Below are 19,807 nucleotides of genomic sequence, written 5' to 3' on the forward strand. Positions count from 1 at the left end.
ATTTCAACTATCCATACGATCCTGAATCGGAAATCCAAAAACCTAAGGCAAAGGTGCAAAACACCAAACGATGCATCCGGTCATTAAACATTTACTGTCGTTTGTAAACGTTTGTAAACGTTTGTTGTCGTTTAATTCGAATGGGTCACAATCCCAAAAGCGGCGTCATGCCAGGGCAGGGACTTAGATTCGATTGGAGTTCGGAACTTGAGAATTTCTCAAAGATTAAAAATCTTATAGCTTTGATGCGTCTGCTTCACGATCGCCTCGGTGCGTTCAGGATGTGTGTCCGAAATAAAAAGCTGGCCGAACGCGTCGTTGTCTACCATTTCGACGATTTTTGACACCCGCGTTTCGTCCAGTTTGTCAAAGATATCATCGAATAAAAGAATCGGTTTTTGCCCCGATTGTTTTTTCACGAATTCGAATTGCGCCAGCTTGAGTGCGATCAGAAACGATTTTTGTTGGCCCTGGCTCCCGAATTTCTTGATCGGGTGACCATCGATCTCGAACGACAAATCGTCTTTGTGTATTCCCACGGAAGTATATTGCAATGCCCGGTCGCGCTGGACGTGGTCGCCCAAAAGTGCCAGCATGCCGTGCTGAGACAAATGGCTTTGGTAGACGATCTGGACATTTTCGGACGAATTGGAGATCGTTTGGTGGTACTCGTTGAAGATCGGCAGAAACTGCTCGAGAAAATCGCGCCTCTTCTCAAAAATAGGCTGGGCAAGCACGTCGAGCTGTTCGTCGTAAATCACTAGCGTTTCCTGGTCGAAATTACGGTTGGCCGCAAAATACTTGAGCAAGGCGTTGCGCTGCGTCAGTACTTTTTGGTATTGGATAAGCTTGTGGAGGTAAGGCGAGTCAAGCTGGGAAATCACGCTGTCGATAAAGCTCCGCCTGACTTCGCTGCCTTCGAGGATAAGGTCGCGATCGGTAGGAGAGATGATCACCAGCGGTATGAAGCCAATGTGATCCGAGAATTTCTCATAGGTTTTGGCGTTGCGCTTCAGGATTTTCTTCTGGCCTTTTTTGAGGCTGCACACGATCAGCTCGCTCCTGTCGTCTTTCTCGAATTCGCCTTCGACCACGAAAAAGTCCTGATTGTGGCGGATGTTCTGCATCGCAATCGGGTTGAAATAGCTTCGGCCATACGCCAGATGGTAGATCGCGTCGAGCACATTGGTCTTTCCCACGCCGTTTTTTCCGACGAAGCAATTGATCTTGCCGTCGAAATCGAAAGACGCATCTTCGAAATTTTTGTAATTGAGCAGGGAAATCTTGTTGAGGTGCATTGGCAAAAGCGGCTTCGGTAACGAAAATCGGGATTCGGGAAGCGGTCGCAAATTTCCGAAAAAATACAACTTTTAGCTTTCGTTTCTGAATAAAAATTTTATTTTTGCCCCGCATTAATTTAAAGTTAAATGGCAACATATAATAAGAGAGGTTTCAAAGCGCCCAAAGAAAAAGAGGAAAATGACCCAACGTTGGACAACAACTATCTTGAAGACGTAAAAGTCGATGAGAAAGACAGTGCCACGGCAGGTGTTTTCAATACGTTGGACGATACGGCCAACAAGACCGAAGCTTGGGTGGAGAAAAACCAAAAGATGATTTTCGGTATCGTAGGTGCCGTCGCTTTGGCTGCTATCGGATATGTTGCTTACCAAAAATTCGTTGCCGAACCTAAGGAAGACGATGCCGCAGCGGCTTTGTTCGTTGCCCAGCAGAATTTCCAGCAGGCGGTTGACGGCGTAAAGCCGGATTCTCTTTTCGTTCTGGCCCTTAAGGGATCAGAAGGACAGTACGGTTTTGTAGATATCGCCGACAATTATTCAGGGACAGATGCAGGAAACCTTGCCAACTATTACGCTGGAGTTTCTTATCTGAACACAGGAAAATACAATGAGGCTATAGAATCTCTTGATAAGTTCAAGACAGACGACGTCGTGCTTTCTGCATTGGCTCAAGGTTTGAAAGGGGATGCATTCTCTCAGAAAAACCAACCGAAAGAAGCGTTGGAATACTATGAGAAAGCCGCCGCTACGAATAAAAACGAATTCACAACACCAATGTATTTGTTGAAAGCCGGGAAAGCCGCTTTGTCTTTGGGACAAAAAGAAACGGCCCTGAAGCATTTCCAGGACATCAAGGACAATTACGACGCTTCTCCCGAGGCTGCTCAGGTAGACGCGCTTATCGGATTGGCGCAATAATATGGCCACAGCGAACAAGAACTTATCAGAATACGATAAAAACCAACTCCCGGATGCGAAAAACTTCACATTCGGGATTGTTGTTTCTGAGTGGAACACGAAAGTCACCGAAGGCCTTTTCAGCGGATGCGAAACGGCGTTGCTCGATTGTGGCGTAAAACCGGAGAACATCACGCGTTGGAACGTGCCGGGCAGTTTCGAGCTCATCTACGGAGCCGCCAGGATGCGCCAGGCGCTTACCGTCGATGCGATCATTACCATCGGATGCGTGATCAAAGGAGAAACCATGCACTTCGAATTCGTTTGCGAAGGCGTTACCCAAGGCATAAAAGATCTCAACATAAAAGGCGATATTCCCGTGATATTTTGCGTGCTTACCGACAATAACGAACAACAATCGCTCGATCGTTCGGGCGGAAGCCACGGCAACAAAGGTACCGAAGCCGCCATAACGGCAATCCGCATGGCAGATTTGCGAAAGCGCACCTCGGGTCAGAATTTGAAAATGGGATTTAAATAGCGTTTACCTTTTGATAGGAAGCTCGTTCGAAAGAACGGGTTTTTTTGTTTAAAGTTTAAGGTTTGAAGTTCAAAGTTTAAGGTTTAAAGTTTAAGGTTTAAAGTTTAAGGTTTAAAGTTTAAAGTTTAAGGTTTAAAGTTGGGCGTTGCGCCGGAACGGCAAACTGCTTCGTTCCGCGACCTGGGCCGGCGCCGCGCTTTCCACTGTATCTTTTGCTCGTGCCTCGCAAAAGGATGCCGCTGCAATCGCTAACGCAAGCACAATTCACCTACATTCTCACCGCATCAACCAAACCTCACCCAAAACCCTTAACTAAACTTAATTACCTTAATTGTTCAAGAAATCGAGAAATGCGAGTAAGCAGCGGCGCAGCGCAGCGGAGCCGCCAAACGCTTCGCATCCCGGCTCGTCAAAAATCGAAACTCCACACAAAAGCCTTAACTACACTTAACTATCTTAATTGTTCAAGAAATCGAGAAATGCGAATAAGCAGCGGCGCAGCGCAGCGGAGCGGCCAAACGCTTCGCATTCCAGCTCGTTAAATTGAAACAAAAACCCTTAACTAAACTTAATTACCTTAGTTGTTAAAAAAAATTAGTAACTAGCGGCGCAGCGCAGCGGAGCCGCCAAACGCTTCGCATTCCAGCTCGTTAAATTGAAACAAAAAACCTTAACTAAACTTAACTATCTTAATTGTTCAAAAAAATCGTAACTAGCGGCGCAGCGCAGCGGAGCCGCCAAACCTCACACGTTTCCCCTTCGACACACCACCGTCAAACTCAACAAAAAACTCACGTCCGCGCCCCGCCACGACTTCATGAAAAGCCAAACATTAGTGTGCAAAACTTTAACCCGCCCTTCACGTTTGCATCCCGGTTTTTTACGTTAATTGTGGTACATTTGACGTCCACTCAAACAGAACATGTCCAGTATTATCCAACTCCTTCCCGACCACGTTGCGAATCAAATTGCCGCGGGCGAGGTCGTCCAGCGACCAGCCTCCGTTGTCAAGGAATTGATGGAAAATGCCGTCGACGCCAAAGCCGATGACATCAAGCTCATCATCAAAGACGCAGGCAAAACACTCGTCCAGGTAATCGACAACGGCCAGGGCATGAACCCTGAAGATGCCAAATTGTGCTTTGCACGTCATGCTACGTCAAAAATCCGTCATGCAGAAGACCTTTTTTCATTGCATACAAAGGGTTTTCGCGGTGAAGCACTCGCTTCGATCGCAGCCATCGCCCACGTCGAGATGAAAACCTGCCAGCCCCACCAGGACCTGGGAACGCACCTTGTCATCGAAGGCAGTAAGTTCGTCTCCCAGGAGGTCGCCGTTTTGCCACAGGGAACCTCGTTTGCGATCAAAAATTTGTTTTTCAACATACCGGCGCGTCGCAACTTCCTGAAGTCGGACACGGTGGAATTCCGACATATCCTCGACGAGTTCCAACGAGTGGCCATGGCGCATCCGAACATTCATTTTACGATGTACCACAATGGTGGGGAAATGTTCAATCTACCCGCTTCCAACCTGAGACAACGCATCGTCAATATTTTCGGCGGGCGCACGAACGAAAAACTGGTTCCTATTTCGGAATCGACGGAAATCGTCACATTTGAAGGTTTTGTCGGGAAACCAGAATTCGCCAAGAAAAACAAAGGCGAGCAATTCTTTTTCGTCAACGACAGGTTTATCAAGAGCGGTTATCTGCACCACGCCGTAATGGCGGCCTATGAAGGGCTTTTGAAGGAAGGTTGCCAACCGTCGTATTTTATCTACCTGAACGTTCCGCCTCATACGATAGATATCAACATCCATCCTACGAAAACCGAAATCAAGTTCGACGACGAACACGCGCTTTACGCCATTTTGCGCGCTTCGGTAAAACACAGCCTCGGCCAGTTCAGCGTCGCTCCGGTGCTCGATTTTGAACGGGACGATTCTTTGGACACGCCATACGATTACAAAGATCGCGATGCGGTCGTGCCCGTTATAGAGGTAGATGGCGGCTTTAATCCGTTCGGGATGCCGTCCGAAAAGCGGTCAGCGGGCTCTGCTGCGGGAAATTCGTCTTTCGCCTCGGCCGGAAATTACCACCGCAAGACCGAACACGCCAGTTGGGAGAGCCTATACGTTGGCCTCAAAAGTGATTTTGAGACGATTTCCGAACCCGAAGAGATCCAGTTTGAGAGCGGGGAAGAGGTCACGGCCTCATTATTCGACGAATCGGACATCCAGGCCCAGGAAAACCGCATGTACCAGCTTCATCGTAAGTACATCGTAAATCCTATAAAATCGGGGATGGTCATCATAGATCAACAACGGGCGCACCAACGTGTCTTGTACGAGCAGTTCCTGACCAATATGACCGTTCGCCAGGCGTCGAGCCAACAATTGCTGTTCCCGCTGAACCTGTATTTTTCGACGTTGGAACTCAGTTTGATCCGCGAATTGCAATTGTCATTGGAAAATACAGGATTTGTTTTCAGTGAAATCCACCACGACCATATCGTCGTATCGGGATTGCCGATCAACGTGGCCGAAAGCGAGGCATCGATCGTAATGGAGCAGTTGCTCAGCGATCTCCAGGACGGATTGCCCGGAATGAGTTTCAGCCAAAACGATTCCATCGCCAAATCGATGGCCAAAAGCGTGGCCGTAAAAACGGGAACGTTTCTCGCCGAACGCGAACAGGAAAACCTCGTAAATGGTTTGTTCGCATGTAAAGAACCAGATGTTTCACCTTTCGGGAAACCGACTTTCATCACGCTTCGTGTGGAAGATATCGATAAGAAATTCGCACTATGATGCAAATAACGCCGGTTGTCAAGCAACTGCTCATACTCAACGTCATTTTTTTCCTGGGCGCGCAGGCCGTAGCTCCGGCTTATGACTTTCTTTCGCTTCACTATATTCAAAGCGATCAATTCCAACTGTGGCAGCCGTTTACCTACCAGTTCATGCACGCCGCGTTTCCTCGAATAGAGCACATTGTGTTCAATATGTTCGGTTTGTACATGTTCGGTTCGACATTGGAGCAGTTGTGGGGACCGAAGAAATTTTTGTTTTTCTACATATCCTGCGGATTGGGAGCGGCATTGGTCAACACGGGATACGTGTATTTCGAGGTGCATCAGTTCCTGAGCCAAGCGTCAGATTTGGCACTTTCATCCGATCAGGTCCACAAAATACTCAATTTTGATTTCGTCAGGGACAATGCTTATCGAGGGGAATTGTTCGAAGCCAGCTTGCGCAACGTACTGGATGCATCCCAGCAGTCGAGGATAAACGAAGAGAGTTTCGGTGCGCTGTTCCATGCCGCAGCCACGAGCCAAACTACGATGGTGGGTGCATCGGGCGCGATTTACGGTTTGTTGGTGGCATTTGCGTTTATGTTCCCGAATGCTGAGATGATGATGATTTTTCTTCCGATTCCGATAAAAGCTAAATTTTTTGTACCCGGAATCTTGCTTATCGATATATTTTCCGGTATTTCGTCGAGTTCGGTAATCGGTGGGCCAAGTTCAGGCATAGCCCACTTTGCGCATATCGGAGGCGCCTTATTCGGTTTCCTGATGATGTGGTACTGGAAAAAAAACAGTTTTAACGACAACCGCTGGAATTGATATGTCACGCATCCTAAATGATTTAAAGAACGAATATGCCCTTGGCGGCCCTGAAACGCGGCTGATCATCATAAATGTCGCAATTTTCATTGTATCGGCTTTGTATTTTGCGTTTGTGCCAGGCAGCGGTTTTCCGGAATGGCTGGCGTTACGCCCCGGCGTGGTCCTCTACTATCCGTGGACGGTCGTTACGTATTCGTTTCTCCATGCCAATTTCATGCATATCCTGAGCAATATGCTCGTGCTTAATTTTTCGGCTCGGTTGTTCCGCACCTACTTTACGATAAAGCAGTTCCTGGGTGTATATTTCCTCGGTGCAGTTTTCGCGGCCTTGGTCTATATCGCGAACTATTACATTTTTGGGTTGGGCAACGGGCTCGTCGGCGCATCTGCTGCGGTAATGGCCGTTTTGGTGGCGATCACGACATACAATCCGACGATGGAAGTACGGTTGCTGCTCATCGGAAACGTCAAGCTCTGGATCATTACGGGTTTGCTGATTTTCCTCGACCTCATTTCGATCCCAGCAGAAAGTTCCGTTAGCCATTTGTCGCATTTGTCGGCGGCGCTTTTCGGATTCGTATATATGAAACTTTTGCAGAGCGGAACGGACCTTAGCCGAATCGTCACGTCGGTGATCGAGTTTTTCGCCAACTTGTTCAAACCATCGCAAAAAACGAAATTTAAAAAGGTCCATCGCAATTACGACAACAAAGCGTCCCAAAAAAAGCCATCCGTCGTAACGAAAGACAGAACACAGCAACAAATCGATGAAATATTGGATAAAATAAGCCGTTCAGGTTATGACAGCCTGACTAAGGACGAAAAGGATTTCCTGTTCCGCGCAGGAAAATGATATGAAAAAACTCTCGTGGTTCAACAAGTTTATGTGGTTGCTCAACATCGTGCTTACGGTGCTGACGGTGATCGCCTATGTCTTGCCGTTCCTCGCACCAAAGATGTTTCCGCTGCTTTCGGTACTGACCCTTTTCATGCCGATGTTCTTGATACTGAACGCCTTTTTCTTTGTCTATTGGGCGGTTTTGCTCAAGAAACAAGTCGTTCTACCGGCTTTGTTGTTGTTGGCAGGCATCACGTTCATCAATAAATTTTACAAGTTCTCACCAACGGAACTCCCGGATTCCGAAAAGGATTTTACGGTGATGAGCTACAATGTGCGTTTGTTCAATCTCTTCGACTGGATTCCCAACGATGATGTGGGAGCGACCATCCAGGATTTCATCAACGATCAAAATCCCGACATCGTGTGTTTGCAGGAATATTCCGAACGCGCCAACGTCGACCTCAAAGTCTATCCGCACAAGTACATCATGATGCAGGGCAACCAGGTTAAGACGGGCCAGGCAATTTATTCCAAGTTTCCGATTATCGACCAGGGAAAACTCGAACTCCCGAATTCGAACAACAACGTAGTATATGCCGATATCCGCAAGGGCAAGGACACGATCAGGATTTACAGCATGCATCTGCAATCGATAAAAATCACGCCGGACGTCGACGAGATCAACAACGATCATCTCAACAAAATCGACGAGAAAAAGCGAAAGGCAATTTTTAGACGCGCGAGTGAAGCTTTCAAACGACAACAGCAACAAGCCGAGATTATTCGCGACCACAGGCGCTTGTGCAAATTTCCGGTAATTATTTGCGGCGATATGAACAACAGTGCGTTTTCGTATGTGTACCGCGTGATAAAAGGCAAGTTGGGAGATGCGTTCGAAGATGCCGGAAAGGGCTTTGGGCAGACGTATAAATTCAAATATTACCCGGCTCGAATCGACTATATTTTCGCCGATCCTAAATTACAGGTCAAAAGTTTCGTGAATTTTACGGAATTTGAGAACTCCGATCACTACCCGATTATGACGCGGTTGGAGGTTAGGGAGTAGGTTGGTTGAAGTTTAAAGCTTAAAGCTTAAAGTTGGCAGGTGCGATCAAGGTTTGTCTTTTGAGGTAGTCGAGCGCATATCGTCCTTCGTTGAATAGTAAATCAAGAATGCTCAAATTGTTCAGGTAACCAAATTTATCCCCGAAAACCTGGGTATATTCTTCAAACTGGTTTTCATCTTTTTTGCCGTTCGCAAGCATTCGAAGGTCTGCAACGTCGGGAACTTCATGGAAATATTCCGAGGTTTTGTTCACCTCAAACGGCAATCCAAGGCATTTGTAGACGATCTGCAGCGCTTCCATATTCAAATCCATCAGGAATTGGTGTTTCTTGAAGTAAATCGGCGCGATCTCATCCTCGTAATATTCAAAGAAAGGCGAACTTCTGTAAGCGGCTTCAAGCGATTTGAAATGCAGTTTTTGCCAATCGAAATTCTTTTCTATGCGAATGTCCTTCGTTTTCTGATGACCCGCCGAACTCGTGTGCTTTACCGGAACATTGAGCAACTGCTTGCCGTTCGGGCTGTAAATGTACATGCGGTTGCGGTTGGTTTGCTTCTGGAAATTGTCTTCCACTTCCAACGTGACGGAATCGGCTTGCGCAATCGAGACAAATTGGCTGATTGACGGGAAATAGGTGGGAAAAATAAGAATGTCCATTATTATTCCTTTGCGGCTTTTCGTTTGTTGATAAAATAGCTGGCCACGAAGTAAAGTCCCAATGCAATCAGGAAAAACTTAAAATAGGAAGTCGGTTCGCCTTCGCCTCCTACGGTTGTAAACATGCGCTCCCAGCGAATCTTGTCGAACCCGCCTTTGTTGGGATCCAAACTCATCCAAATGAACACCGGCTTTCCGACGACGTGGTTTTCCGGTACAAATCCCCAATACCGGCTGTCTTCGGACCGGTGGCGGTTGTCGCCCATCATCCAATAATAATTCTGCGCGAACGTGTAAGAGGTGGCTACTTTTCCATCGATGCGGATTTCTTCACCGTTTACCTTGAGGTCGTGTCCTTCGAATTCCTCAATTATTTTTTTGTAGAACGGTAGCGAAGTGCGTTTCAAAGCCACCGTTTTCCCTTGCTCCGGAATATAGATCGGGCCGTAATTGTCGATTGTCCAGTTCGTGTAACCTTTAGGGAAAACCACCGATTGGGCATTGCTCTTTTTATCGAGGTTTTTGGTAACGGAAACTACGCCGGGCACTTTGCGAAGCGCTTCGGCACCACGCTCGGTAATGGCGCTGATGAGCAATGTGTCGCGTCTCTCGCTGATAAAGCCTGCACCGTCCGTAACGTCGAGGCTGCGCAACAGGTATTCAAAGTCGATTGGCGTCTTTCCGTCAAATGTCACAAAGTAGGCGGTCTGTGGTCGCGATCTTTCCGGAAGGATGAGTTTCTTGCCGTTGATGACGACGTCCCCGTCCACTATCGAAAGACTGTCGCCCGGCGTTCCCACGCAGCGTTTGACGTAATTCGATTTCTTGTCGACCGGCTTGTTCACGCGAGGCCCCGGAACAAAAAAGCGCTCGACCGTATCGACGGGCCAGTTGAAGACCACAATGTCGTTCTTTTCGATTTTTTCGAATCCCGGAAAGCGGAAGCTCGGCAATTGCGGCTTAAACAGGTACGAACGCTTGTTGATGATCGGAATCGTGTCGTGTACCATCGGAAGCGCCACTGTCGTAGAAGGCGTACGCGCCCCATAATGGAACTTGCTCACAAACAGGAAATCTCCGATAAGCAACGATTTTTCGAGTGAGGATGTCGGAATTGTGAACGGTTGCATAATGTACGTATGCACGACGGTGGCCACGACAACCGCGAAAAGCAGCGAACTCAGCGTATCGCCCGCCTTCGATTTGGAACGCAACTCCCTGTCCGGAATGTGGTTCAGCGGCTGGGTGTAATTGACGTAGTAAATGTAAAGCCCTAAAGTAAAGATCCCAAGCAACGTGTCCTGGGTGGAATTTTTTCCGAAACTCCTGAGCGTCTCCACCCAGACCACCGGGAACATGATAAGGTTTACGACGGGAACGAACAGCAAAATCGTCCACCAAGTCGGGCGGTTGATGATTTTCATGAGCACGATGGCGTTGTAGATCGGCACGGCGGCTTCCCAGCGCTTATGTCCGGCGGCTTCGTATAATTTCCAGGTTCCTGCGAAGTGCACCACTTGCACGATCAGGAAAAAAATAAACCATTGTGTCAATGTCATGTCCGTAAGTTTTTATGCGTAAGTCGGAATCGCGTTCGAGGCGTTACCGTATTGTGATAAATTTTAGATTGCCAGCACGTCTTTCATTGAAAAAACGCCGGTTTTCCCGACGAGCCATTCGGAAGCGATCACCGCTCCGTAAGCAAAGCCCTCGCGACTGTGGGCGGTATGCGTGATTTCGATCCTGTCCACGTCGGAATCGTAAAAAACCGTGTGCGTTCCGGGAACATTTTCGATGCGTTTGGCCTCGATAAGGATTTCATCTGACTTTGCATCCGACAATGCCCAACTTGAATAATCGGAATTTTCGATGATGTCTTTTGCAAGCGAAATCGCCGTTCCGCTTGGAGCGTCAAGCTTTTGCGTGTGATGGATTTCTTTCATGCGGACTTTGTAATCCGGGAATTTTGCCATCATTTTAGCCAATTGCTCGTTGAGATTGAAAAACAGGTTCACGCCGAGGCTGAAGTTCGATCCGTAAAGGAAAGCGCCGTTTTTATCCTCGCACAATCCCGCCATCTTATGGAAGTTGTCGAGCCAGCCGGTCGTACCTGAAACAACGGGAATCCCGCCTTCGAGGCAAGCGGTGATATTTCCAACGGCGGCATCGGGCACGCTGAAATCAATAGCGACATCGGCATTTTCAAGACCGTCAAACGAATCAGCGCTCTTTTTGCGCAACACGATGTCGTGACCACGTTCCAAAGCGATACGTTCAATTATCTGACCCATTCGGCCATATCCCAAAAGCGCAATTTTCATCTAGAATCTATAATTTAAAGTAAGGCCAATCGTGGGTTTGGAATACATGTCCTGCTGGATCAGATCCGGTTCGAGCGTCAAGTCGTTGCTCACGTTGAACTGTTTCAGATGCGCATCGATATTGGCGTCGACGATGTTGAGCACGTAAAATCCGACGGCAAACAAAAGCGAATACTCACGATTTTTCTTATAGCCGCGTTGGGCGCTTATCAAACGCTGATCGTCAAGGTATTGATACTCATCGTCGTAATAGCCGGCAAGTCGTCGCTTGTAGGCATCGCGTACTTTTTTGTATTTGGTGTTCTGGTCGGAATAAAAATACAAGCTCGTCCCGATGGCGCCATAAACCAATGGCACTTTCCAATACCGCTTGTTGTAAACCTGGCCCAATCCCGGCACGATCGCGGAATAAAACGCCGCTTTCGCAGGCCGCAACGGATCGATCACCTTGTTGGTCACGGTCGTATCGGCCTGGGCCAACGCTTCCACTTTCTGCACTTTTTGGCCAAAAGCCGAAAGAGCCGAAAAAACCAGCAATGCTATGAAAGCCCGCATTTTCACGACCCTTGTATCAATTTGACGATGCGGTTGAAATCTTCTTCGGAATGGAACGGGATCGTAATTTTTCCTTTTCCGTTCGCGGCCACTTTCACATCTACTTTGGCGCCGAAATAACCTGCGATCGCTTTTTTGTCGTCAATGTCCACAGAAAATCCGGTCGCTTTCGACTTTGCGGTTTTGGGCTTCTGGCTTTCGTGGTAATTGCGCACCAATTCCTCGGTCTCGCGAACCGAAAGATTCTGGCTGATGATTTTGTGGTAGATATCGGTTTGGGCGTCGTGATCGTCTATGTTGATGATCGCACGGCCGTGTCCCATCGAAATAAAGCCGTCGCGGATACCCGTCTGGATGATAGGATCCAACTTGAGCAAACGCAAATAGTTCGCTATCGTCGAACGCTTCTTGCCGACGCGGTCGCTCATCTGCTCCTGCGTCAACTGGATTTCGTCAATCAAACGCTGGTAGGAAAGCGCAATCTCGATAGGATCCAAATCATGTCTCTGGATGTTTTCCACCAACGCCATCGTAAGGGATTCGTTGTCGTTCGCGATCCTGATGTAAGCGGGAATCGTGGCCAATCCGGCGATTTTGGACGCTCGCAAACGGCGTTCTCCAGAAATCAGTTGGTATTTGTTGAAATCGGTTTTGCGGACGGTAATCGGTTGGATCACGCCCAATTCGCGAATCGACGTCGCCAATTCCTGGAGCGCTTCCTCATTGAAATTCGAGCGCGGCTGGAACGGGTTGATTTCGATGGCCGCAAGGTCGAGTTCGATGATGTTGCCGATGACCTTGTCGGCGTTTTTGTCGTCTATAGATTGGATATTGTTCTCTGGATCCTTCAGCAAAGCCGATAAACCTCTTCCCAACGCCTGTTTTTTGATAGCCTGTGCCATTTCCGCTTAATTGTTTTTCTTGATAATTTCCTGGGCAAGGTGCAAATAATTCGTCGCCCCTTTGCTCGTCGCGTCATAATTGATGATGCTCTCGCCATAACTCGGCGCCTCGCTCAATTTCACGTTTCTCTGGATGATCGTTTCAAAAACCATGTCCCCGAAATGTTTCTGGACTTCCTCGACCACCTGGTTGCTCAAACGCAGACGCGAATCGTACATCGTCAACAGCAAGCCTTCGATATCGAGGTTCGGATTGTGGATTTTCTGGACGCTCTTGATCGTATTTAACAGTTTGCCGAGACCTTCCAACGCAAAATATTCGCACTGAATCGGAATTACTACAGAATCGGCCGCCGTCAGCGCGTTCAACGTCAAAAGCCCGAGAGAAGGAGCGCAGTCGATGAGGATATAATCGTAATTTTCGCGTGTCTCGGCAAGTGCCTGCTTGAGCATGTATTCTCGGTTTTCCTTGTCGACGAGTTCGATCTCGATGGCAACAAGGTCGATATGGGCTGCAATCATGCTCACGTTTGGAGCCGATGTCGGCACGATCGCCTCTTCCGCCGTGATGCTGTGTTCCAAAAGCTGGTACGTCCCTTTTGTCACGTTCTCTATGTCAAGCCCGAGGCCCGAACCGGCATTGGCCTGAGGATCGGCATCGATAAGCAATACTTTTTTTTCGAGAACACCAAGCGCGGCAGCGAGGTTGACCGAAGTTGTCGTCTTTCCGACACCGCCTTTCTGGTTGGCAATGGCAATGATTTTACCCATGAATCAGTTTGAAATTTTGAGCCGTAAAAATACAATTATTTGCGGGTAAATCAAGGCAATTGGCAATAGACAATAGACAATTAACAATTAATAATTAACAATTTCGGAAGCGGTTGGAAATTAAGAAGTTGTATTGTTTTTTTTGGCAGCTTTTTCCCGCTCTCCGCTGCAAGTTTTTCGCGGCTTGCGGCATTTTGCAGCGCCTGACGCGCGCTTCCTGCGGTCGCGTCGTCAGGCACGCAAAATGGGCCGCGATCCGGCAAAAAAGCTTTTCGCTGCGATCGGGGCTGGAACCTATCGCGCAAACCGACCAACGGTTAAAAAAACTTTATCATTTCCTTAAAATCACATCTCGCGGGCTCTTCCTAAATTTACGGCAAACCAGCCTTATGATACTCAAACGCAATCGGGCCAAAGAAGAATTTTGGAACGTCGCAACCCACGGACTGGGTGCATTGCTGTCTATTGTGGCGGCAGTCTTCATGTTTGTTTTTTCGTGGCGCAACGGAAGCGCGATCGACCTTGTGGCATCTGGTGTTTTTGGGTTCACACTGATTTTGCTGTACTCGGCCTCGACCGTTTACCACGCCATGACCCGCCTGCGGTGGAAGCGTCTTTTTCAGCGAATCGACCACCTCTGTATCTATTTGCTGATCGCGGGCACTTATACGCCTGTGGCCTTGCTCGGTTTGAAAGGAACTTGGGGCTGGATTTTATTCGGGATGAGTTGGGCGTTCGTGGTGGCGGGTTTCGTCTTTAAGTTTTCACCTTTGCGCCGTTCCGAAAAATTGTCGCTCGTTTTATACGGGCTCATGGGTTGGATGGCGATCCTCGTTGCAAAACCGCTTTTGGAAACCTTGGCGCCCGGCGCGCTGTGGCTGATTTTGGCTGGCGGTTTGTGCTATACTTTCGGGATTTATTTCTACGCGAAACAACGGAAACCCTATTATCACGCGATTTGGCACGTATTCGTTTTGGCGGGTAGCGCCTGTCATTTTTTTAGCGTTTTCCTGTATTTGGTGCCGTGAATCGTAGCGCAGGCATTTCGGTCAAAACAAAAAGGCGTCGACAAGATCGGCTAAAAAAGCGGGAGTCAGAAATTTCTGATACATAAAAAAGCCACCACCACCCACCCGTAAATTTATCGGAATTCAACATGCGGCCAATACAGAAAAACTGTACAAATCCTTAAACTTTTCCACGCAACACCTCCGCATCCCAACAAACCGACAACCCGCGGCGATCCCGCATCAAAACACAACCTGATCCGCATCATCATCCAAGCGTTTGCCAAGCTGCCAGCAATCAACTAAACGGTTCCGCTAAAAACCAAGCAGCCCTTTAATCCAATCTGTACACAAACTCCTCAATTTCCCTTTTTCGAGCGTTCGCATAACCTTTATCGGTTCCAATCCTGATAAAACCGCAACGTTCCAACACCTTTTGGGAACCGATATTGTCGAATGCGACGCGACCGAAAAGCGGCCGTTGGCGTTCCGTGGCGAGCAATTCCCCAAGCGCTGCCGATGCGATGCCGCCTCCCCAAAACGCCCGGTCGATCCAATACGTGATTTCTGCCTTCGAGTCGATCTCGAACTTGGCGATGCTTCCCACGATCACATCGCGTTGCCATATCGTGAAGTTGTTCACCGACGGATCTGCGAACAGTCTTGTGAATTTCTCGATGTAAGCCTTTTTATCGGCAGGGTCGGCAGCGGTAAAGGCGGCAAGATGGTTCGCTTTTTCATCGAGCTGGAACTCGAAAAGGCGGTCGAGATCGTCAAGCGTCGTCTTCCTGAGCACAAGGTTGTGTTTGGTTTCCATGCCGTTTGTTTTGTGTTTTGCTGACGGTTTGCAATCAGCCTTTGCCTAAAAGCGATTTCAGGCTCACGAAACCTTCCCTCATTTCTCGCGTAAGCTCGTCGAGCGAAGAAGCCGGGTGGCCCAGGTTACTTGTGATTTTTGCAGTCACCCGCCACATTTCCCTGACGTCGGCCGGTTGTAAGTCGATCGGCGGATAGAGGGAATTGAGCGATATGAGCCGCAGTCCCGAGGTCGTAAGTTGCGCTTTCTTGACCACTACGGTATCGGCCAGGACCACGACATAAACGGAGTTTTCAGACAGTCCGGCGAGCGATTCCTCGGCTTTTGCAATGACCCATTCGCCCTGTTGCAAAACCGGTAGCATGCTGTCGCCTTGCACCTGGAAAGCGCGGAAACTCGCATTCCGGTACTCGGGCAGCGGAAGCCGGAATGCCGGCAGTGTGTCGTACCATTCGGGATCCTGCAAATTGTGGGCGTAACCGGCCGAAGCTTTCACATTCACCATCGCGATGTTTTCGTTGCTCTCCACGTCGAGCGTAACCACTTTTGGCATAAGCGGAACGGTCACTTCGAGGTGCCGTTGCTCGCTTTCACCGTAAAGCCACAGAGGATTGATGCTGTAAACCTGTAACAAACGGGCTACGACCGCGCCGGAAAGACGGGTTTTGCCGCGCTCGATATCGGCGATGCTGCCTTTGATGCGCAAAGCTTTGGCAAACGCCTGTTGCGTCATGTTGAGTTCTTGCCGCAATTGCCTGAACCGCAGCGTTTCGATGAGGAGTTCTTCTGCCATGTCGGCAAATATAGCGATTGGAATTTGTTTTTCGAGGTGTTTGTAGGAGAAAATCCAGTAGGCGAATGGAAATATTCCAATGTGGTTTTGGACCGAAGTTTTGGAATCGTGACGGCTATTGCGTTTTGCACGTGCAGCCCCGATGGAAGCGGCAGCCCCGACGCCCTTTCCCGTACTTTTCACGCGGGGCGCGGCGACCGTAGGAAGCCCGCGCCCCGCCGATGAAAAGAAGAGGCAAGGGCAAGGGCTAAAGCGCACAGCGGGAAATGCTGCCTAAAAAAAAACCGGCACTAGGCCGGCATTTTCAAAAAATATCTCACAAGGTATTAGTCCACTTTCGAGAAAGTCAACTCTTCTGTAAAGTTCACGCCTTGAAGTGTCGTAACATATTTCACTTTTAGTTTTGTGGCAGAAACGCTCATTACTGTAAAAGTTTCAGCCTCTGTTCCTTCACCAACAGTGATGTCTTTACCGTCACGCGTCCAGGTTGTTACATCTGTGTCAAGATCGCACTCGCTGCTCCAGTAGTCGCCGTAAGTGAACGCTCCGGTTTCACCAAATTGGATAAAATCTTTCGCACATCCTGCTTCGTTGTCAGAATACGGCTGCTCTGGTTGCAATACTTGCCCTCCGGCTACGACTCTTTCTGTTTCGTGCGCCCATTTTCCTACAAGTTTAGCGTCAGAAACTCCTCCGCCTCCGTTGTCGTCTGAACTACATGAGTTAAGCGATAGAGCCAATACTGCTGCCGAAGCAAGCATAACTAATTTTTTCATGATTATCGTTTTAGGTTTGGGTGCAATAATAGAAAGAATTGGGATTGATTAACACATTTTTTACAAGAATTTTACGGTTTGCATATGACATTTTTATAAGTTATCTGAAAATCAAAACATTAGCGTAATGTCGGGCAATGTATCGATGAAAGCCGCGGTTTGTTATCTTTGCGGGCGAAAACCCAGAAACCTTATGCTGATTATTGGAATTGCCGGCGGTACCGGAAGCGGAAAAACAACAGTGGTACGTCAAATCATGAACGAGATTCCCGATGAGGAAGTGGGCGTGATTTCCCAGGACCATTATTATCGCGAGAACAACAACCTCTCTTATGACGAGCGCTCGCTGATCAATTTCGACCATCCGCGCGCCATCGACTTCGAGTTGCTCACCAAGCATCTCAAAGCGCTAAAGGCCGGGGAAACCATCGACCAGCCGGTGTATTCGTTCGTGACGCACAACCGCACCGACGATACGATTTCGACGCATCCGAGAAAAGTCATGATCGTAGAAGGCATCCTGATCCTGGCGAATCCCGAATTGCGCGAACTCTTCGACATCAAGATTTTCGTGCACGCCGATTCGGACGAGCGCCTCATCCGACGCCTCAAACGCGACATAGCCGAACGCGGACGCGACATGGACGAAGTGCTGCAGCGCTACCAAAAGACGCTCAAGCCCATGCACGAGCAATTCATCGAGCCGACCAAAGCCCACGCAGACATCATCATCCCGAACGACAAATACAATACGGTGGCCATAGACGTCGTGCGCGCGGTAATTCATCAGCGGATATTGTAAATTTGTTTACTTTTAGGAGCTTATCCGGCTATCCGCTTTAGCTTTCTTTTGTATCCCGGTTTTTGCGACAGCGCCAAATGGCTTCCTGCGGTCGCCTTTGCCACTGGCAAAAACACGGTCACAACGCGAAAGGCTGCCGCTGCTATCCGGGCTAAACCAAAACGACATGTCAGAGGAAACTGTAGAAAAGAAAGAAAAAAAGACCAAACGCAAATGGATGCGGTTCATTGGAAACCGCTACGTGCTCGTGTCTTTGTTTTTCATCGTCTGGATACTGTTCCTCGACAATTATTCCCGCTTGAACCACCGCATGCTCGACAAGGAAATCGAGGAACTTGAGGAAAACCGCGAATATTACAAAGGCGAGATCAAGCGGGATTCCCAGAACATCAAGCTGCTCAAAAATCCGGACCAGGTCGAAAAGTACGCTCGCGAGAAGTACTATATGAAGCGCGACAGCGAAGACATCTACATCATCGAATACGAAGGGGAAAAGAAAGATTCGAGCACGTACGTCCCGAACTGAGCCGACGACTAGATTTTGACCACCGATTAACCGTAAGCCGGCAATGTCACCGAAACGCGTCCGATTTCGAAGGTCGCGGTTTCACCCGCCAGGGTTTCGATGTTGCGCGTGTCTATCGTCGACAACGTAGCTTGCTGTTCGCCCGAAAGGTTCACAAAAATCAAGAGTTTTTCTCCTGAATCGCTTCGCCCGAAACTCAATACGTTGGGATTTCCGTTGGCAATCGCCGAGTATGGACCGCTGCGCAGCGCGCGATGGTCTTTCCGGAGTTTTAAAAGTGAGCGGTAAAAATGGAATAACGAGCCCGGGTCTTGCTTTTGCTCTTCATACGACACGCCGTCAGCTGATTTATTGAAGCGCTGTTCCCACCAAGGCCCAGTGTCTTTATACCAATTAGCTGTTCCCTTGCCTTCTTCGCTGCGATACCATTCAAACGATTCGCGCACGCCGATATCGTTCCCATCGGTCATCCCGAACTGGCGTTGCTGCCCTTTCATGCCGAGTTCCTGACCGTAATAAAGCGACGGGATTCCGCCTATGAGCAATTGGATCGCCGCGGCCGCTTTGGATTTTTCAGCGGTCATTCCGGGTTCGGACGCAAAGCGCTTCGTGTCGTGGTTCTCGATGAACACAAAGTGGTTTTTGCCTTTAGGATTATGCAGGAATGTACTGTCGGCGGCTTTTTCGATTAGTTGCTTGTCCATTTTGTCGATGGCGAATTTCAACCGGAACGCGAACACGAAATCGACGTTGCCTTTGGTAAAATAGTCATGCCCATACGAGCCCCAATCGGCTTGTTCGGCCACGAATTTGAGCTTCGGGTTTTTGGCGCGCAGGTTTTTGAACAATGGCGACCAGAACTTTTCAAACAGGTTCGTCAGCTTTCCGGCGTTGTCGAGGTTGTCCATCATGTGATCGAGGCGGAAACCGTCCACGCCGTCGTCGAATTTGCCGTCTTTGTTGGGATCGACCCAAAAACGCAACACTTTTTCGGTATAATCGAACACCTTTTTGTCGTACATGTTCACCACGATGATCTTCTCTTTTCGGTTGTCGTAGAGCGTGAATTCATCGGCTCCCCAAAAATACCAAGGCTTTTTGTGACCGGCATCTTCGTAAACCAGGTAATCGCCGAATTGCGATTTCGGATTTCCGTACGCTTCCTTGAACCACGGATGCGTCCCGGCTACATATTGCATTTCGACGTCCTGGTAGATCTTCATGCCGCGTTTGTGGACTTCCTTGACGAGCAGCAGATAATCGTCCATCGTGCCGTATTCCGGGTCGATTTTCTCAAAATCGGACGCGAAGTAATTATGGTAAAAATCCGATACGTACAAAGGCGTCAACAAGATTGTGTTCACGCCCAGTTCTTCGAAATAATCGAGTTTTTGGTGAATGCCTTTGAGGTCGCCGTGTCGGTCGCCGTCCGAATCGAAAAAGCTGCGTTGGAAGACATGGTAGAACACCTCGTTTTGAGCCTGGACCGAGGTAATGAGGAAAAGTAGGGGAAGGAGTGCTTTTTTCATGTTGCGGGAGAAACCTCAAAGGCTTAAAACATTTGAGGTTTGAAAATTAAAAATACTTAAAATCGAACCGT

At 48.5% G+C, this 19,807-nt stretch carries 20 protein-coding genes; 9 read left to right on the forward strand and 11 right to left on the reverse strand.

Annotation, left to right across the window (positions count from 1 at the left end; translation table 11 throughout):
• Nucleotides 1–218: 218 nt before the first annotated feature.
• Entirely contained in the window at nucleotides 219–1,298 is a 1,080-nt protein-coding gene (gene recF / locus HC229_RS08105; RefSeq protein WP_191019980.1) for a DNA replication/repair protein RecF, read from the reverse strand.
• 129 nt (nucleotides 1,299–1,427) lie between these two features.
• On the opposite strand from recF, the gene HC229_RS08110 reads away from it, so the two are divergent.
• The 6 genes from HC229_RS08110 to HC229_RS08135 all read left to right on the forward strand — a co-directional run bounded on the left by HC229_RS08110 (nucleotide 1,428) and on the right by HC229_RS08135 (nucleotide 8,279).
• Nucleotides 1,428–2,219 carry a tetratricopeptide repeat protein gene (locus tag HC229_RS08110; RefSeq protein ID WP_191019981.1) on the forward strand — a complete coding sequence of 264 codons (792 nt, stop codon included), beginning with the start codon at nucleotides 1,428–1,430 and terminating at the stop codon, nucleotides 2,217–2,219.
• A 1-nt stretch (nucleotide 2,220) separates the two neighbouring features.
• Complete coding sequence (ribH, locus tag HC229_RS08115) at nucleotides 2,221–2,739, forward strand: 6,7-dimethyl-8-ribityllumazine synthase (RefSeq protein WP_191019982.1); 519 nt, start codon at nucleotides 2,221–2,223, stop codon at nucleotides 2,737–2,739.
• A gap of 922 nt (nucleotides 2,740–3,661) precedes the next feature.
• Nucleotides 3,662–5,551 carry a DNA mismatch repair endonuclease MutL gene (gene mutL, locus HC229_RS08120; protein WP_191019983.1) on the forward strand — a complete coding sequence of 630 codons (1,890 nt, stop codon included), beginning with the start codon at nucleotides 3,662–3,664 and terminating at the stop codon, nucleotides 5,549–5,551.
• Nucleotides 5,548–6,369 (forward strand): rhomboid family intramembrane serine protease, encoded by an 822-nt coding sequence (locus HC229_RS08125; protein ID WP_191019984.1) that lies wholly within the window; start codon nucleotides 5,548–5,550, stop codon nucleotides 6,367–6,369. Before mutL ends, HC229_RS08125 begins: the two co-directional genes overlap by 4 nt.
• A 1-nt stretch (nucleotide 6,370) precedes the next feature.
• Nucleotides 6,371–7,225: a rhomboid family intramembrane serine protease gene (locus tag HC229_RS08130; protein WP_191019985.1), complete on the forward strand. Its 855-nt coding sequence runs from the start codon at nucleotides 6,371–6,373 to the stop codon at nucleotides 7,223–7,225.
• Nucleotide 7,226: 1 nt separating this feature from the next.
• Nucleotides 7,227–8,279 carry an endonuclease/exonuclease/phosphatase family protein gene (locus HC229_RS08135; protein ID WP_191019986.1) on the forward strand — a complete coding sequence of 351 codons (1,053 nt, stop codon included), beginning with the start codon at nucleotides 7,227–7,229 and terminating at the stop codon, nucleotides 8,277–8,279.
• 19 nt (nucleotides 8,280–8,298) lie between these two features.
• Here HC229_RS08135 and HC229_RS08140 read toward each other — a convergent pair whose 3' ends face one another.
• The 6 genes from HC229_RS08140 to HC229_RS08165 form a co-directional block, all read right to left on the reverse strand.
• On the reverse strand, nucleotides 8,299–8,937 hold the full coding sequence (locus HC229_RS08140) for a WbqC family protein (RefSeq protein WP_191019987.1): 639 nt from the start codon (nucleotides 8,935–8,937) through the stop codon (nucleotides 8,299–8,301).
• Between the two features lie 2 nt (nucleotides 8,938–8,939).
• Nucleotides 8,940–10,496 carry a signal peptidase I gene (lepB, locus tag HC229_RS08145; protein ID WP_191019988.1) on the reverse strand — a complete coding sequence of 519 codons (1,557 nt, stop codon included), beginning with the start codon at nucleotides 10,494–10,496 and terminating at the stop codon, nucleotides 8,940–8,942.
• A 63-nt stretch (nucleotides 10,497–10,559) separates the two neighbouring features.
• Nucleotides 10,560–11,258, reverse strand: a complete 699-nt coding sequence (gene dapB / locus HC229_RS08150) for a 4-hydroxy-tetrahydrodipicolinate reductase (protein ID WP_191019989.1) — start codon at nucleotides 11,256–11,258, stop codon at nucleotides 10,560–10,562.
• Nucleotides 11,259–11,813, reverse strand: a complete 555-nt coding sequence (locus HC229_RS08155) for a DUF5683 domain-containing protein (protein WP_191020196.1) — start codon at nucleotides 11,811–11,813, stop codon at nucleotides 11,259–11,261.
• Between the two features lie 2 nt (nucleotides 11,814–11,815).
• Nucleotides 11,816–12,715 (reverse strand): ParB/RepB/Spo0J family partition protein, encoded by a 900-nt coding sequence (locus HC229_RS08160; RefSeq protein ID WP_191019990.1) that lies wholly within the window; start codon nucleotides 12,713–12,715, stop codon nucleotides 11,816–11,818.
• A 6-nt stretch (nucleotides 12,716–12,721) separates the two neighbouring features.
• Nucleotides 12,722–13,486, reverse strand: a complete 765-nt coding sequence (locus HC229_RS08165) for a ParA family protein (RefSeq protein WP_191019991.1) — start codon at nucleotides 13,484–13,486, stop codon at nucleotides 12,722–12,724.
• Between the two features lie 389 nt (nucleotides 13,487–13,875).
• On the opposite strand from HC229_RS08165, the gene trhA reads away from it, so the two are divergent.
• On the forward strand, nucleotides 13,876–14,514 hold the full coding sequence (trhA, locus tag HC229_RS08170; protein ID WP_191019992.1) for a PAQR family membrane homeostasis protein TrhA: 639 nt from the start codon (nucleotides 13,876–13,878) through the stop codon (nucleotides 14,512–14,514).
• Between the two features lie 313 nt (nucleotides 14,515–14,827).
• On the opposite strand, the gene HC229_RS08175 is transcribed toward trhA, so the two are convergent.
• From HC229_RS08175 to HC229_RS08185, 3 genes are all read right to left on the reverse strand, one after another.
• Nucleotides 14,828–15,310, reverse strand: coding sequence for a GNAT family N-acetyltransferase (locus HC229_RS08175; RefSeq protein WP_191019993.1), 483 nt, complete (start codon nucleotides 15,308–15,310; stop codon nucleotides 14,828–14,830).
• A 34-nt stretch (nucleotides 15,311–15,344) separates the two neighbouring features.
• Nucleotides 15,345–16,103 (reverse strand): XRE family transcriptional regulator, encoded by a 759-nt coding sequence (locus tag HC229_RS08180; protein ID WP_191019994.1) that lies wholly within the window; start codon nucleotides 16,101–16,103, stop codon nucleotides 15,345–15,347.
• A 326-nt stretch (nucleotides 16,104–16,429) separates the two neighbouring features.
• Entirely contained in the window at nucleotides 16,430–16,879 is a 450-nt protein-coding gene (locus HC229_RS08185; RefSeq protein ID WP_191019995.1) for a hypothetical protein, read from the reverse strand.
• Between the two features lie 193 nt (nucleotides 16,880–17,072).
• On the opposite strand from HC229_RS08185, the gene udk reads away from it, so the two are divergent.
• Both udk and HC229_RS08195 read left to right on the forward strand, forming a co-directional pair.
• The gene (udk, locus tag HC229_RS08190; protein ID WP_191019996.1) at nucleotides 17,073–17,681 is read left to right on the forward strand and encodes a uridine kinase; all 609 of its coding nucleotides are present in this window, start codon (nucleotides 17,073–17,075) and stop codon (nucleotides 17,679–17,681) included.
• A gap of 166 nt (nucleotides 17,682–17,847) precedes the next feature.
• Entirely contained in the window at nucleotides 17,848–18,207 is a 360-nt protein-coding gene (locus tag HC229_RS08195; RefSeq protein WP_191019997.1) for an FtsB family cell division protein, read from the forward strand.
• Nucleotides 18,208–18,233: 26 nt separating this feature from the next.
• Here the strand turns inward: HC229_RS08195 and HC229_RS08200 are convergent, their stop codons facing one another.
• Nucleotides 18,234–19,736: an alpha-amylase family glycosyl hydrolase gene (locus HC229_RS08200; RefSeq protein WP_191019998.1), complete on the reverse strand. Its 1,503-nt coding sequence runs from the start codon at nucleotides 19,734–19,736 to the stop codon at nucleotides 18,234–18,236.
• Nucleotides 19,737–19,807 lie beyond the last annotated feature (71 nt).

This window comes from Flavobacterium selenitireducens (assembly GCF_014748335.1).
Taxonomy (GTDB): Bacteria; Bacteroidota; Bacteroidia; order Flavobacteriales; family Flavobacteriaceae; genus Flavobacterium; species Flavobacterium selenitireducens.

Bases quoted from the DNA above. Each gene is read 5' to 3' on its own strand.
- HC229_RS08135 (WP_191019986.1), top strand. From the start codon at position 7,227: ATGAAAAAACTCTCGTGGTTCAACAAGTTTATGTGGTTGCTCAACATC.
- HC229_RS08195 (WP_191019997.1), top strand. From the start codon at position 17,848: ATGTCAGAGGAAACTGTAGAAAAGAAAGAAAAAAAGACCAAACGCAAA.
- HC229_RS08175 (WP_191019993.1), bottom strand. From the start codon at position 15,310: ATGGAAACCAAACACAACCTTGTGCTCAGGAAGACGACGCTTGACGAT.
- ribH (WP_191019982.1), top strand. From the start codon at position 2,221: ATGGCCACAGCGAACAAGAACTTATCAGAATACGATAAAAACCAACTC.
- HC229_RS08130 (WP_191019985.1), top strand. From the start codon at position 6,371: ATGTCACGCATCCTAAATGATTTAAAGAACGAATATGCCCTTGGCGGC.
- HC229_RS08165 (WP_191019991.1), bottom strand. From the start codon at position 13,486: ATGGGTAAAATCATTGCCATTGCCAACCAGAAAGGCGGTGTCGGAAAG.
- mutL (WP_191019983.1), top strand. From the start codon at position 3,662: ATGTCCAGTATTATCCAACTCCTTCCCGACCACGTTGCGAATCAAATT.
- HC229_RS08110 (WP_191019981.1), top strand. From the start codon at position 1,428: ATGGCAACATATAATAAGAGAGGTTTCAAAGCGCCCAAAGAAAAAGAG.
- udk (WP_191019996.1), top strand. From the start codon at position 17,073: ATGCTGATTATTGGAATTGCCGGCGGTACCGGAAGCGGAAAAACAACA.
- HC229_RS08180 (WP_191019994.1), bottom strand. From the start codon at position 16,103: ATGGCAGAAGAACTCCTCATCGAAACGCTGCGGTTCAGGCAATTGCGG.
- HC229_RS08140 (WP_191019987.1), bottom strand. From the start codon at position 8,937: ATGGACATTCTTATTTTTCCCACCTATTTCCCGTCAATCAGCCAATTT.
- lepB (WP_191019988.1), bottom strand. From the start codon at position 10,496: ATGACATTGACACAATGGTTTATTTTTTTCCTGATCGTGCAAGTGGTG.
- HC229_RS08160 (WP_191019990.1), bottom strand. From the start codon at position 12,715: ATGGCACAGGCTATCAAAAAACAGGCGTTGGGAAGAGGTTTATCGGCT.
- HC229_RS08185 (WP_191019995.1), bottom strand. From the start codon at position 16,879: ATGAAAAAATTAGTTATGCTTGCTTCGGCAGCAGTATTGGCTCTATCG.
- trhA (WP_191019992.1), top strand. From the start codon at position 13,876: ATGATACTCAAACGCAATCGGGCCAAAGAAGAATTTTGGAACGTCGCA.
- dapB (WP_191019989.1), bottom strand. From the start codon at position 11,258: ATGAAAATTGCGCTTTTGGGATATGGCCGAATGGGTCAGATAATTGAA.
- HC229_RS08125 (WP_191019984.1), top strand. From the start codon at position 5,548: ATGATGCAAATAACGCCGGTTGTCAAGCAACTGCTCATACTCAACGTC.
- recF (WP_191019980.1), bottom strand. From the start codon at position 1,298: ATGCACCTCAACAAGATTTCCCTGCTCAATTACAAAAATTTCGAAGAT.
- HC229_RS08200 (WP_191019998.1), bottom strand. From the start codon at position 19,736: ATGAAAAAAGCACTCCTTCCCCTACTTTTCCTCATTACCTCGGTCCAG.
- HC229_RS08155 (WP_191020196.1), bottom strand. From the start codon at position 11,813: ATGCGGGCTTTCATAGCATTGCTGGTTTTTTCGGCTCTTTCGGCTTTT.